The organism is Cellulomonas sp. URHB0016, from assembly GCF_054057935.1.
The window spans coordinates 838839-852243 of the sequence record NZ_JBSRZU010000001.1 but is presented as its reverse complement, the minus strand read 5'-3'; the positions used below and the strand labels follow the sequence as shown (position 1 = coordinate 852243).

Annotated in this window: 10 protein-coding genes and 1 riboswitch; of the genes, 8 read left to right on the top strand and 2 right to left on the bottom strand. The window is 74.3% G+C overall.

The window, feature by feature from the left end; all coding sequences use genetic code 11:
- Nucleotides 1–42: 42 nt before the first annotated feature.
- Together ACVW07_RS04055 and ACVW07_RS04050 are read left to right on the top strand one after the other, a co-directional pair.
- Complete coding sequence (locus ACVW07_RS04055) at nt 43–690, top strand: hypothetical protein (RefSeq protein ID WP_456817997.1); 648 nt, start codon at nt 43–45, stop codon at nt 688–690.
- A gap of 35 nt (nt 691–725) precedes the next feature.
- Nucleotides 726–1667, top strand: coding sequence for a VOC family protein (locus ACVW07_RS04050; protein WP_456817996.1), 942 nt, complete (start codon nt 726–728; stop codon nt 1665–1667).
- A 30-nt stretch (nt 1668–1697) separates the two neighbouring features.
- On the opposite strand, the gene ACVW07_RS04045 is transcribed toward ACVW07_RS04050, so the two are convergent.
- The gene (locus ACVW07_RS04045; protein WP_456817995.1) at nt 1698–3236 is read right to left on the bottom strand and encodes a CYTH and CHAD domain-containing protein; all 1539 of its coding nucleotides are present in this window, start codon (nt 3234–3236) and stop codon (nt 1698–1700) included.
- A gap of 60 nt (nt 3237–3296) precedes the next feature.
- Nucleotides 3297–3914 carry a YkoF family thiamine/hydroxymethylpyrimidine-binding protein gene (locus tag ACVW07_RS04040; protein ID WP_456817994.1) on the bottom strand — a complete coding sequence of 206 codons (618 nt, stop codon included), beginning with the start codon at nt 3912–3914 and terminating at the stop codon, nt 3297–3299.
- Nucleotides 3915–4039: 125 nt separating this feature from the next.
- Nucleotides 4040–4162: riboswitch (TPP riboswitch) on the bottom strand.
- Nucleotides 4163–4248: 86 nt separating this feature from the next.
- Between ACVW07_RS04040 and ACVW07_RS04035 the strand changes: the two genes are divergently transcribed.
- The 6 genes from ACVW07_RS04035 to ACVW07_RS04010 all read left to right on the top strand — a co-directional run bounded on the left by ACVW07_RS04035 (nt 4249) and on the right by ACVW07_RS04010 (nt 13403).
- Nucleotides 4249–5955: a hypothetical protein gene (locus ACVW07_RS04035; protein ID WP_456817993.1), complete on the top strand. Its 1707-nt coding sequence runs from the start codon at nt 4249–4251 to the stop codon at nt 5953–5955.
- A 64-nt stretch (nt 5956–6019) separates the two neighbouring features.
- Complete coding sequence (locus tag ACVW07_RS04030) at nt 6020–6796, top strand: LLM class F420-dependent oxidoreductase (protein WP_456817992.1); 777 nt, start codon at nt 6020–6022, stop codon at nt 6794–6796.
- Nucleotides 6797–6888: 92 nt separating this feature from the next.
- Nucleotides 6889–8547 carry a metallophosphoesterase family protein gene (locus tag ACVW07_RS04025; RefSeq protein WP_456817991.1) on the top strand — a complete coding sequence of 553 codons (1659 nt, stop codon included), beginning with the start codon at nt 6889–6891 and terminating at the stop codon, nt 8545–8547.
- A 106-nt stretch (nt 8548–8653) separates the two neighbouring features.
- Nucleotides 8654–9346 (top strand): metal-dependent transcriptional regulator, encoded by a 693-nt coding sequence (locus tag ACVW07_RS04020; protein ID WP_456817990.1) that lies wholly within the window; start codon nt 8654–8656, stop codon nt 9344–9346.
- Nucleotides 9347–9483: 137 nt separating this feature from the next.
- Nucleotides 9484–12396, top strand: coding sequence for a leucine--tRNA ligase (gene leuS / locus ACVW07_RS04015; protein WP_456817989.1), 2913 nt, complete (start codon nt 9484–9486; stop codon nt 12394–12396).
- A complete protein-coding gene (locus ACVW07_RS04010) occupies nt 12393–13403 on the top strand; it encodes a DegV family protein (RefSeq protein ID WP_456821021.1) in 1011 nt (336 codons plus the stop codon). Before leuS ends, ACVW07_RS04010 begins: the two co-directional genes overlap by 4 nt.
- Nucleotides 13404–13405 lie beyond the last annotated feature (2 nt).

The window sequence follows — 13405 nt, the reverse complement described above, 5'->3', positions numbered from 1 at the left end:
TCGATAGGCTCCGGCCATGCACCGCACGGGGAGCACGGCGCGATGAGCGACACCGGCTACGGCGACTTCGAGTTCGAACGGCGGTTCTGGGTGGAGCGCCCGCCCTCCGAGATGCTGGAGACCGCCCCGGCCCTGATCGTCCAGTCGTACCTGCTGGCGCGGGACGGGTTCGCGGTTCGGGTCCGAGCACAGGTGTCGGCCGTGACGGAGGCCGTCGACCCGGGCGACGACGAGCTCGCTCTCCTCGAGCGGCACGTGCGTGCGGTCGACTTCTGCGCGATCACGGTCAAGGGTCCGATGGTCGAGGGGACCCGGTACGAGGCGGAGCGCGAGCTCGACCCCACGGTGGCCGTCGAGCTGATCCGCCGGGCGGAGGCGCGCGTCGCCAAGCTGCGGCACTCGGTCTGGCTCGGCGAGGACGGCTGGGTGATCGACGTGTTCGCGGGCGCGAACGCCCCGCTCGTGGTCGCCGAGGTGGAGCGCGGGAGCCCGGTGACCGACCTGGTGATCCCCGGCTTCTGCGTCACGGAGGTCACCACGGACGGCCGGTTCTCGAACGACGGGCTCGCGTGGTCGCCGTACGGTGCGTGGGCGGAGTCCTTCGCGACCGAGCTCGTCGCGACGGGACCGCGGTTCCTCGAAGGGCTCGGTCACAACCACCGCGCCGGTGAGCCGCGGCCTCCCGCCTGAGGAACAAAGTTGAACTCTCAACCATTGTGAGAGGCATGCCCACTGCACCCACCCCCGGATCGGGCCGGGCCGTTCCCCTCCGGGCGTCGCACCCGCACGACGCCCTGCCGGCCGGCACCGGCATGGACGCTGTCACGCTCCTGGTCGGCGATCTCGACCGCCAGCTGCGGTTCTACCGCGACGGGCTCGGGCTCGACGTGGTGACCGAGCAGGCGGAGCGCTTCGGCGCGAGGCGGCGGGAGGACACCGTGACCCTCGGTCGCGGCAGCACGCCGCTCGTCGTCCTGCAGCACGCGCCGGACCTGCCGCCCGCGTCCCGCAGCTCCGCCGGCCTGTTCCACACGGCGCTCCTGTTCGAAGACCGGGCCGCCCTCGCGGCCAGCCTCGCATCGGTGGCCCGACGTGAACCTGGCGCGTTCGCCGGTTCCGCGGACCACCTCGTCTCGCTCGCCTTCTACCTCACCGACCCCGAGGGCAACGGGGTCGAGCTCTACTGGGACCGTAGCCGGGCCGTCTGGGAGCATGACGCCGACGGCCGCGTGCGGATGGACTCCCTGCGGCTGGACCCGAGCGCGTTCCTGCGCGACCACCTCACCGACGCGCCCGGTGACCGGCCGGGAGCCGGTGACGCCGTCGTCGGGCACGTGCACCTGCAGGTCGGCGACGTGGACGCCGCCCGGCGCTTCTACGTCGACACGCTCGGGTTCGACGTCACCGCCCAGTGGCAGGGCGCCCTGTTCGTGTCTACCGGCGGATACCACCACCACCTGGCCATGAACACGTGGAACAGCGCCGGCGCCGGGCCGCGTGCGTCGTCCCTCGGACTGGGCGAGGTCCGGATCACCGTGCCCACGGCCGACGGTCTCGGGTCGCTCGTCGACCGGTTGCGGTTCGCGGCGGTGCCGCTGGCCGACGACGGCGTGACCGTGCGGTTCGAGGACCCGTGGCGGAACGTCGTGCGCGCCGCGGCGGACTGACGGGCCGCGGCAACCGTTCCGGGACCAGGCTCAACCCATCCAGGAGCGGTGCCCCGACCGCCGCGCCCGCGCGAGCGACCGGTCCGCCTCCCTCGCCGCGACCTCGCCGCCCGCCTGCTCGAGGGCGTGCAGCCGGCCGAACGTGAACGAGTTCTCGCCGTCGAGGTACGCCTGCACCCCGATCCGGCGGAGGGTCTCGCGCCGCACGACGGTGTCGTGCTGCGCGCCGAGCACGTCCTGCACGTCGCGGGCCCGCCGCGCGCTCCTGCGAGCCGGGCGCCCGACGACCGGGACGGCCACCTCGGCGGCGTACCGCGCCCGACGGGCCGCCTTGCGGACCTCGTGCCGAGCCTGGTCGGCCGCAGGACCGGGCGCGACCTCCGCGACCTCGGAGAGCTCCTCCGTGCGGCGGTCCAGGCGGCGCCACGCGCGTCGGGCCCGCCTCGGCACCACGTCGGCGGCCGGCCGGCCGGCCGCCGGTCCGGCCGGCGCGTCGTCCGCGAGGTGGTCGAGCTCGTCGAGCATCCGCCAGTACCTGGACGAGCCGAGCAGGTCCGCGAGCCGCTCCACACCGTCCCGACGGGCACGCGACCTGTCGTCGTCCAGCCGGCGGGCCACGGGACCGATCACGAGCTCGACGGGTTCCTGCTCGACGAGGCGCAGCAGGCCCTGCAGCTCGACGTGCGGGTCGCGCGCCGCGCCGAGCGCGTGCCCGAGCTCCGCCAGCCGGTCGCGCAGCGGCTCCGTCACGTGGCGGCCGAGCATCGGCCGGTACACCGACAGGACGGTGCGCAGGCGACGCGCGGCGACCCGCGCGTCGTGCACGGCACGGTCGTCGCCCTGGCGCGCACCCGCGTCCGCGCGCAGCAGTCGTTCGACGTGACGCGCCGCGTACGCGCGGACCACCTCGCCGGCCGTCTCGTCGCGCGGCTCCGTGCGGCGGCGGTCCGCACCGAGGTCGCGCAGGGCGCGCTCCAGCTTCGACGAGCTCCGTGCGACCGCACCGGGCACCGCGGCGAGCAGCTCGCTCACCGCGGAGAGCGCGCTCTCGTCCCCATGGACGAGCTCGACCTCCCACTCGCGCCACGTCTCGACGACCTGCCCGTCGCGGTCGGGGCGGTGGACGACCGCGTGGACGTGGTCGTCGGTCACCTCGACGACCGCTCGCCCGGTGTCGTCCAGCCATCGGTACGGCACCCGTCGCGTCCTCAGCTCGGCGACGAGCGTCGTCGGCCGGTCGCGCAGCCGGGCGCGCACCGGGTCGAGGAGGGCCTCCGGCGCGGCCGGGTCATCGAGTGGCAGGCGGTGCTCGGTCCGGGCGCGCGCCTCCCGCCCGGCGGCCGTCGTCGGGACCTTGAGGTGCCACCCCTCGTCCGACCCGCCGGTCCGCCGGCGCAGCGTGACACCCGCGCGGAGGAGGTCGAGCGCGTCGGTGTCGTAGTACTGCGCAACGAGGTCCACGGGCTCCGGCCGGTCCACCTGGGTGAGCCCGCCGACGCCGCTCAGGTCGGGTGGTGAGGCGTCCTCGGGCACCTCGAACGCCGCCTCGACCTCGCCGTAGGTCCTCATGTCCTGAGGCTGCCAGGACCGGCCGACGCACGCCTCCCGACCGTCGAGCAGGGGGAGCGCTCAGTTCCCGGCGGGCGTGGACGTCACGGAGACGACGGCGTGCGCGACGACGTGCCGCACGTGCCGACCCGCAGCGAGCCAGCCGGCGGCGACGGCACCGAGCACCTCGGCGAGGTCACCGTCGAGACGGGTGACGAAGTGCTCCGGCGACACGGTCGCGCGGGTACGGGCCACCGCCACCGCCTGCTCGATCGCACGCATGTGGTCGCCCGGGTGCCCCACCCGGCCGTCGTCGAGCGGGTAGAGCGCCCAGTGGGCGGCGGCGCGCAGGCCGGTCGCCGGGAGCTCGGGGGGCTCGACGTCGGCGAGGACGGCATGGTCGGCCAGGCCGCACGCCACCTCACCGGGGCAGCCGCGGGACAGCTGCACGTGCGCGACGACATGCCCCGCCACCCTCGCGCCGGCTGCGACGACGTGGTGCACGAACAGCAGGACGTCGCTCTCGGTGCCGCGCACCAGGGTGGACAGGTCGTCGACGGTGACCTCGAGCCCGGACCGGTCGGCGGCGGCGGCGACGTCGACCAGGCCTCCCGTCGCGGGGTGGAGGGAGAAGCGGGCGCCGACCCCGAGGTCGGTGGGCGTGAGGGCCTGCCCGGAGGCGGTGGTCGCGGTGCTCATGAGGGTGCTCCTGGTGTCGCGTGCGGACCCCCGGGGCGGACCGCACGTGTCCTTCCGGCACGTGAGTCCCGTCGCCCGGCACGCCGACGGCGCACCGGCCCGACGGCACGGCCACCGGCGTCCGGCCGGCGACCTGCGCCCTGCTCCCTACGCTGGTGCGAACCAGGTCAGGTTCCACGGGTCTGCGGGGAGGACGTGGTGTCCGGCCGCACTCTCAGCGCGCTCTCTGCGCTCCCCGGGGGCTGTGTCCCGCCGACCGTAGACCGTCGACGTCACCCGCGGATAGGGGGCTTCCGGTCCGTGGGCGGCGGACGCGCGACCTACAGTGGCGACGATGCCGACGATGCCGGACCCCCTCGTGCCCTCCGGTACCCGACGGGTACGCGGTCCGCTCCTCGTCGCCCTCGCAGCGCTGCTGGTCCTCGTCGGGTGCACGCCGGACGGCCGCGCCGCCGGCCCGTCGCCGACCCAGGCCTCGAGCGGGTCGCCGACGCCGACGCCGACACCCGTGCCGCTGACCGCGACCGTCGCTGCACCCGTACCGGCCGCGGTGGTGCTGCCCGCGGCGACCGACGAGTCGGCGGCCCTCGAGGCGTCGAGGGCGCTCTTCACGACAGCCCCCGTCGTGGTCCTCGCCGCTGCCGGGGACGCGGCCGCGCAGGTCGCCGCCGCGGCGGCCGCGACGGAGGTCGGTGCGCCCCTGCTGCTCACCGGTCCCACGGTGGCGCCCGATGCGCTCCTCGGCGAGCTCGACCGCCTCGGTACCCGGTGGGTGCTGGCAGTGGGCGCCGCGGACCTCGCCGTGCGGGCCGGTGTCACGGTGGTCCGTCCGGCGGCCGCGCCGTCGACCACCCCCGGCCCCAGCGGTGCAACCACTGCCCCCGCCGCAAGCACTGCCTCGGCCGCAAGCTCTGCCTCTGCCTCTGCCTCTGCCTCTGCCTCTGCCTCTGCCTCCGCATCCGCCTCGGCGACGCTCCCGCTCACCGAGCGCCCGCAGCCCGTGCACGGGACGGTGGCCCTCACCGGCGTGGGCCCGGTGCCGGCCGCGGCGCTCGCGACGATCGCAGCGGCCGGCGTCCCTGTCGTGGACGTCCCGGGCGGCGACCCTCGCGCGACCACGCCCGGTGTGCGGGCCGTGGCCGAGCACCGTCCGGAGCACGTGGTCGCGCTGGGTGCCGCGTTCGGCGACCCCGCGCTGCTGGCGTCCCGGGTGGCGACCGCTTCCACCGGCGTGCTCGCCCCGGGAGGTGGCCAGCTGATGTTCCCGCAGGTGAACGGCGTGCCGGGCAAGAAGTACGTCGCGCTGTACGGTGCCCCCGGCATACCGGCGCTCGGCGTGCTGGGGGAGCAGGACGTCCCCGCGACCGTCGCCCGTGCCCAGGCCCACGCCGACGCGTACCGACCCCTGACCGGGGACACGGTGGTCCCGGCGGTCGAGATCATCGCGACCGTCGCGTCGGCCGCCCCCGAGGCCGACGGCAGCTACTCGCGGGCGATCCCGGTCGACACGCTCCGTCCTCTGGTCGAGGCGGCCGGCGCCGCGGGCATGGCCGTCGTGCTCGACCTGCAGCCCGGCCGCATCGACTTCCTCACGCAGGCTCAGCAGTACCAGGACCTCCTGGCACTCCCGTACGTCGGCCTGGCGCTCGACCCGGAGTGGCGGCTCGCTCCCGACCAGGTGCACCTGCGGCAGATCGGCTCGGTCGGGGTGGACGAGGTCAACGCCGTCGCCGGGTGGCTCGCCGACCTGACCCGGCAGCGGGGCCTCCCGCAGAAGATGTTCGTGGTCCACCAGTTCTCGACGCGGATGGTCGACGGGCGGGAGCGGCTCGACACCTCGCACGACGAGCTGGCGGTCGTCATCCACGTGGACGGTCAGGGCACGCAGCCCGCCAAGGCCGGCACGTGGGCGCACCTGCGTGAGGGCGCGCCACCGGTGCACTGGGGCTGGAAGAACTTCTACGACGAGGACCAGCCGATGCTCGACCCGGCCGCGACGTACGCGGTGCAGCCGGTCCCGGACCTGGTGACGTACCAATGACCTCGACGTCGTTGCCGCCGGCAGTGACCTGCGCCAGGGGAAGGCGCCCCCTAGGCTCCTGCGCATGACTCCTCCCGTCCGCGTCGGCGTCCAGATCCAGCCGCAGCATGCCGACTACGCACAGATCCGTGACGCCGTCCGCCGGTCCGAGGACCTCGGCGTGGACGTGGTCTTCAACTGGGACCACTTCTTCCCGCTGAGCGGTGACCCCGACGGCCTGCACTTCGAGTGCTGGACGATGCTCGGCGCCTGGGCGGAGCAGACCAGCCGCGTCGAGATCGGGGCGCTCGTCACGTGCAACTCGTACCGCAACCCGGAGCTGCTGGCGGACATGGCCCGGACGGTCGACCACATCAGCGGCGGCCGGCTGATCCTCGGCATCGGTGCCGGCTGGTTCGAGAAGGACTACGACCAGTTCGGCTACGAGTTCGGCACACCGGGCGGCCGCATCGCCGACCTGGCGGCGGCTCTGCCCCGCATCAAGTCACGGTGGGCGGCGTCCAACCCGGTGCCGACGCGGGACATCCCGGTGCTGGTCGGCGGGGGAGGGGAGCGCAAGACGCTCCGGGTCGTCGCCGAGCACGCCGACGTCTGGCACGGGTTCGGAGACGCCGAGACGGTGCGGCGCAAGAGCGCGATCCTCGACGAGCACGGCGCGGCCGTCGGCCGGGACACGGCGTCGCTGGTCGAGCGGTCCACGGCCGTCTCGGAGCCGCCGGAGGCGGTGGCCGACGACCTGCTCGACGCGGGTGTCAGCCTGTTCACCGTGGGTCTCAGCGGACCGGACTACGACCTGTCGCTGGTGCAGCGGTGGGTCGCGTGGCGCGACGCCCGGGCCTGACCCGGCGGCCGAGAGTTCGCCCACGGGTTCGCCCCCTGCGGAGGGCCTCCAGCAGGATCGTGGGACGTCGGCGCGTCTAGGCTCGTAGTCCCATGGACGGACCGACGAGCACCGAGCCGGCACCGGCGGCCGGCGACCGGCGTGCCGCCCCCCGGTGGGCGCGTGTCCTGCTCGCCGTGGTGGCCGTGATGGCCGCGCTCGTGTTCGGTGTCACGACCGCGTCGGTGGACGGCAGCCTCGGCCCGCACAAGGCGCGGTACGACGTGACGACCGACGCGACCGTCACGCTCGACCTCGGACCGCTCGGCACGCTGGAGATCGACTCGCCCCTGCCGTTCACGCTCGGCCTGCGGGTGACGGTGCAGGAGATCCCGGAGTCGTTCACCCAGCTCGAGCGTCCCACCACGATCCAGGCGCTCAACGGGGACCTGCAGGGCTACGTGCAGCTGTTCTCGACGCCGCAGGCGACCGTGCACGACGTCGCACGCGAGCTGCTCCTCGACGTGGCGGGCCGCACGGCGGGGGCGCTCGCGGTGCTGGCCGTCGTGTGGTGGATCGGCCGGCTGCTGCTCGGGGCCGCCCGCCGCCAGGAGCTCGCGGCTGCCCTCGCCCCCCACGCGCGGACCATCACGGCCGGCGGGCTGGTCGTCGTCCTGGGGGCGACGGTGCTCACGTCGAGCGTCGGCGAGCAGGACCGCCCTTCCGGTGCCGTGCCCGCCTCGGCGGTGTTCGACGGCACCCCTCTGGAAGGCGCCAGGGTCACGGGTCGCCTCGGCGGGGTGATCGACACCTACGGCGGTCAGGCGGTCTCCGCCTACCGCGCCAACCAGCAGTTCTACGTGCGGGCCGGCCAGTCGCTGGACGACGCCTGGGATGCCCGGGAGGCGTTGGACGACGAGCTGGCGCAGGTCCATCCGGTCCCGACGCCGGTGCCGAGCGGCACCGCGCAGCCGGAAGCGGTCGAGCCCTTGATCCTGGTCCTGGTCTCGGACCTGCACTGCAACGTCGGCATGGCCCCGCTCGTGCGCGACGTGGTGAAGCGGACGGGTGCGCGCCTGGTGCTCGACGCCGGTGACACGACGATGAACGGCACGACGGTCGAGCAGTACTGCGTGACGACGTTCGGGCGGGCGATCCCGAAGGGCGTGGAGCTGGTCACGTCGCCGGGCAACCACGACTCGGCCGAGACGACCGCGATGTACGCGCGGGCGGGCGCCAAGATCCTCGAGGGCGAGGTGGCGGAGGTCGACGGGCTGCGGATCCTCGGTGACAGCGACCCGAACCAGACGCGGGTCGGCAGCGGGACGTCGTCGGCGGGCCGGGAGTCGGCCACGGAGGAGGGCCAGCGCCTGGCGTCGGTCGCCTGCGACGACGAGGACGGCGTCGACCTGCTGCTCATCCACACGCCGTCCGTCGGCCAGGCGGCGCTCGACGGCGGCTGCGTGGGCGTCCAGATATCGGGCCACCTGCACCAGCGGATCGGCCCGCTGGTGGTCGGCGACGGCGTCCGCTACATCAGCTCGAGCACCGCGGGAGCGACCCTGGGGGAGCCGACGATCGGCCCGCTGCACGGCGTCGCGGAGATGACCGTCCTGAGGTGGGACAAGGTGTCCCGCCGGTTCCTCGACTACCAGATCATCCAGGTCCGGCCGGACATGTCGGCGTCCGTGAGCCCGCGGCTGCAGTGGCCGGTCGTCTTCCCGAAGGGACCACGTCTTCCCGGGAGCGGCGCCAGCCCGTCACCGGTGTGACGGCGGCTGCCTCTGCGAGAGCCGGCCTCGGCGTCGGACGTGGCCACCGCCGTGGACCGCGCTGGTCTGCCCGGCCGGAGGCGGTCCTGGTCCTACGCTGGTCGCCGTGAGCCTGCCGCCGACCATCCCCGTGCTGACCTCCGTGACGCAGGACTACCTCAAGGTGATCTGGTCGGCGCAGGAGTGGTCGGACGTGCCGGTCACCACGAAGCTGCTCGCCGCCCGGCTCGGCGTCGGCGCCTCCACGGTGTCCGAGACGGTCCGGCGGCTCGCCGACCAGGGGCTCGTGACCCACGAGCCGTACGGGGCGGTCGAGCTGACCGCGGACGGGACGCGCCATGCGCTGGTGATGGTCCGCCGCCACCGACTGGTCGAGACCTTCCTGGTCGAGGTGCTGGGCTACGGCTGGGACGAGGTGCACGACGAGGCCGAGGTGCTCGAGCACGCGGTGTCGGACGTGTTCGTCGACCGGATCGACGCCCAGCTGGGCCGTCCGCGGCGCGACCCGCACGGCGACCCGATCCCCGGCCCCGACGGGTCGCTCGACGTGCCGCCGGCACACGTCCTGTGGGACGTCGCGCCCGGGCGGTGGGCGGTGGCCCGCATCTCTGACGCGGACCCCGAGCTGCTGCGCTACGTGGAGTCCGTCGGTCTGGTCCTCGACGCGCCGGTCACGGTGGTGGAGCGGCGGGCGGTGACCGGGGTCGTCTCCGTCCGGGTCTCCGAGGCGGACGGGACGGTCGAGCTCGGCGAGGTCGCTGCGCGCGCGATCTGGCTCGTCCCGGGCGGCGTCGCCTAGCCTCCGGGCGCCCACCAGCGCTGCGCCGGTCCTCGTCGGATGACGCCCGCGCCCCTGCCCTCCGTCGGCCCGCGGCGTCCCTGGTGAGGCCGGATCCACGTGGCCGTGCGCCCCGGTCCGGCCGGTAAACTCGCCGGGTGACCGCGCAGCACGTCCCCGCCCCCGCCTCGTCGTCCACGGACGACGTCCCGTTCCGCTACACCGCGGACCTCGCCAACGAGATCGAGCTCCGCTGGCAGGACGAGTGGCAGGACCGTGGCACGTTCTTCGCCGCCAACCCCGCCGGCGAGCTCACGGACGGTGAGGGGCGGCTGGCGGACCCGGCGCAGCGCTCGTTCTTCGTGATGGACATGTTCCCCTACCCGTCCGGCGCCGGCCTGCACGTCGGCCACCCGCTCGGGTACATCGCCACCGACGTCGTGGCCCGGTTCCGGCGCATGCAGGGCGACAACGTCCTGCACGCCCTCGGCTTCGACGCGTTCGGCCTGCCGGCGGAGCAGTACGCGGTCCAGACCGGTGAGCACCCCCGGACCTCGACCGAGGCGAACATCGTCATCATGCAGCGTCAGCTGCGCCGCCTCGGCCTGGCGCACGACCCGCGCCGGTCGTTCGCGACGATCGACCCGGGCTATGTGCGCTGGACGCAGTGGATCTTCCTGCAGATCTTCGACTCCTGGTACGACGAGGACGCGGTCCGCCCGGACGGCGGGCGTGGGCGTGCCCGGCCGATCGCCGAGCTGGTCGCCCGGTACGAGTCCGGTGAGCGCGCGCTTCCCGACGGCGCCGAAGGGACGTGGGCCGAGCTCGACGAGGTCGGCCGCCGCCAGGTGGTCGACAGCCACCGGCTGGCCTATGTGTCGGAGACGCCCGTCAACTGGTGCCCCGGGCTCGGCACCGTGCTGGCGAACGAGGAGGTCACGTCCGAAGGCCGCTCGGAGCGCGGCAACTTCCCCGTGTTCCAGCGCAACCTGCGTCAGTGGAACATGCGCATCACCGCCTACGCGGACCGGCTGATCGACGACCTCGAGCTCATCGACTGGCCGGACAAGATCAAGGCCATGCAGCGCAACTGGATCGGTCGCTCGTCCGGCGCCCGCGTCCGGTTCGCCGTCCAGGGAGGCGCCGAGGTCGAGGTCTTCACCACCCGACCCGACACGTTGTTCGGTGCCACCTTCATGGTCGTCGCCCCGGAGCACCCTCTGCTCGACGAGGTCCCGCCCGCCTGGCCGGACGGCACGCACGCGGCGTGGACCGGCGGTCACCGCACCCCGGCCGAGGCCGTCGCGGCGTACCGGAGGGAGTCCGCGGCCAAGACGGCGGTGGAGCGGCAGGCCGACGCGGGCCGCAAGACGGGCGTGTTCACCGGGCACCTCGCCACGAACCCGGTGAACGGCGAGCTGTTGCCGGTGTTCACCGCCGACTACGTCCTGATGGGGTACGGCACCGGGGCGATCATGGCGGTCCCCGGCGGTGACGCACGCGACTACGCGTTCGCGCAGGCGTTCGAGCTGCCGGTCGTGTACACGGTGGACGCCGCTGAGGGGACGCCCGAGGGTGCGCGCACCGGGGACGGGGCGACGATCAACTCCTCGAACGAGGAGATCAGCCTCGACGGCCTGCAGGTCGCCGAGGCGAAGGCCGCGATCATCGGCTGGCTCGAGGCGCGCGGGGTCGGCGAGGGCACCGTCACCTACCGCCTGCGGGACTGGCTGTTCAGCCGGCAGCGGTACTGGGGCGAGCCGTTCCCGATCGTCTACGACGAGAACGACCTCCCCCTGGCAGTACCGGAGTCGGCCCTGCCGGTGAACCTGCCCGAGGTGCCGGACTATTCGCCCCGGACGTTCGACGCGGACGACGCGCACTCGACCCCCGAGCCGCCGCTGGGCCGCAACGAGGACTGGGTGCACGTCACGCTCGACCTCGGGGACGGCCCGAAGGTCTACCGCCGCGACACGAACACCATGCCCAACTGGGCAGGCTCGTGCTGGTACTACCTGCGCTACCTCGACCCGACGAACGACGACGTGCTCGTCGACCCGGCGCTCGAGAGCTACTGGATGGGTCCGGGGCACGGTCACCAGGCGCCCGGCTCGGTCGGCGGCGTCGACCTCTACGTGGGTGGCGTCGAGCACGCGGTCCTGCACCTGCTGTACGCCCGGTTCTGGCACAAGGTCCTGCACGACCTGGGCCACGTGACCAGCGGTGAGCCGTTCCACCGGCTCTTCAACCAGGGCTACATCCAGGCCAGCGCCTACACGGACGACCGCGGCGTGTACCTGCCGTGGCAGGAGGTCGTGGAGGATCCCGCGTCCGCGAGCGGCTTCTCCTGGCAGGGACAGGCCGCGCACCGCGAGTACGGGAAGATGGGCAAGTCCCTGAAGAACGCGGTCTCGCCCGACGAGATGTACGCCGAGTACGGCGCCGACACCCTGCGCGTGTACGAGATGTCGATGGGCCCGCTGGACCTGTCCCGCCCGTGGGAGACCCGGGCCGTCGTCGGGGCGCAGCGCTTCCTGCAGCGGCTGTGGCGCAACGTCGTCGACGAGGGGTCGGGAGAGGTCACCGTCACCGACGGTGACCTCGCGGCGCAGACGCTGCGTGTCCTGCACCGGACGATCGCGGATGTGTCGGTCGACATGGAGGCGATGCGCATCAACACCGCGATCGCCAAGCTCATCGTGCTGAACAACCACCTGACCACGCTGCCCGAGGTACCCCGCGGGGCGGTCGAGCCGCTGGTGCTCATGACGGCGCCGATCGCACCGCACATCGCCGAGGAGCTCTGGGCGCGGCTCGGCCACGGTCGCTCGCTGGCCCACGAGCCGTACCCGGTGGCCGACCCGGAGCACCTCGTGGAGGACACCGTGACCTGTGTCCTGCAGGTGCAGGGCAAGGTCCGGGGCCGCGTGGAGGTGAGCCCGGACGTCGCCGACGACGAGCTGCGAGCCCTCGCGCTCGCCGACCCCGGGGTGCAGCGGGCGCTCGACGGCCGCGACGTGCGGACCGTCGTCGTGCGCGCGCCGAAGCTCGTCAACGTGGTGCCGGCCTGACCACCGGGCCGCCCGACGGTCCGGCCGCCACCCGTCCGACGGCGGACGGCAGCCGGTCCGGTCCGGCTGGACGGCCGACGGTCGCGGTCGTCACGGACTCGACGGCCTCCCTGCCGCCGGGCGCGGCCGAACGGTGGGGGATCGGCGTCGTCCCCCTGGACGTGGTCGTCGGCGGGGTGCGGCATGCCGAGGGGGTGGACCTCACGCCCGCAGAGCTGGTCGACGCGCTCACGCGCGGCGGCCGGGTCACGACGTCGCAGCCGCCGCCCGCCGCGTTCGCCGCTGCCTACGCTCGGGCGGCCGCCGCCGGCGCACGGGAGATCGTCTCCGTGCACCTGTCCGGCGAGCTCTCGGGCACCGTCCGGGCCGCCCGGATCGCGGCGGCCAGCTCTCCCGTCCCCGTCCACGTGGTCGACTCGCGCGTGGTCGGCATGGCCCTCGGGTTCGCCGTTCTCGACGCCGCCCGGTGCGCCGCGGGCGGTGACCTGCCCGAGGAGCCACTCCCGGCCGGCCGGCTGGCCGCCGCAAGGTCGTGGTGGCGCGCGCGCCGCCGCACCGCCCCCGCCGGACCCGACGCCGCGACGGTCGCCGCCCGCGCGTCCGCGACGGCGGCGGCGACCCGGGTCTGGTTCCTCGTGGAGTCCGTCGACCACCTGCGCCGCGGCGGGCGGCTCAGCGCCACCGCCGCGGCCATCGGGACCGTCCTCGGACTGCGTCCGCTGCTCGCGCTGCAGGACGGCAGCGTCATCGTCGTCGAGAAGGTGCGCACCCGCCGGGCCGCCAGGGACCGGCTGGAGGCCGTCGCGGTCGCTGAGGCCGCCACCAGGCCGGCCGTCCGGGTCGCCGTGCATCACCTGGGACAGGCTGAGCTGGGCGCGTCCATCGCCGCGCAGGTGGCCGCCTGGGCGGGCGACCGCGTCACCGAGACCGTGGTGTGCGAGTCGAGCGCGGTGCTCGCCGCCCACGCGGGACCAGGCCTCCTGGCGATCGTCGTCGCCGACGGCTGACG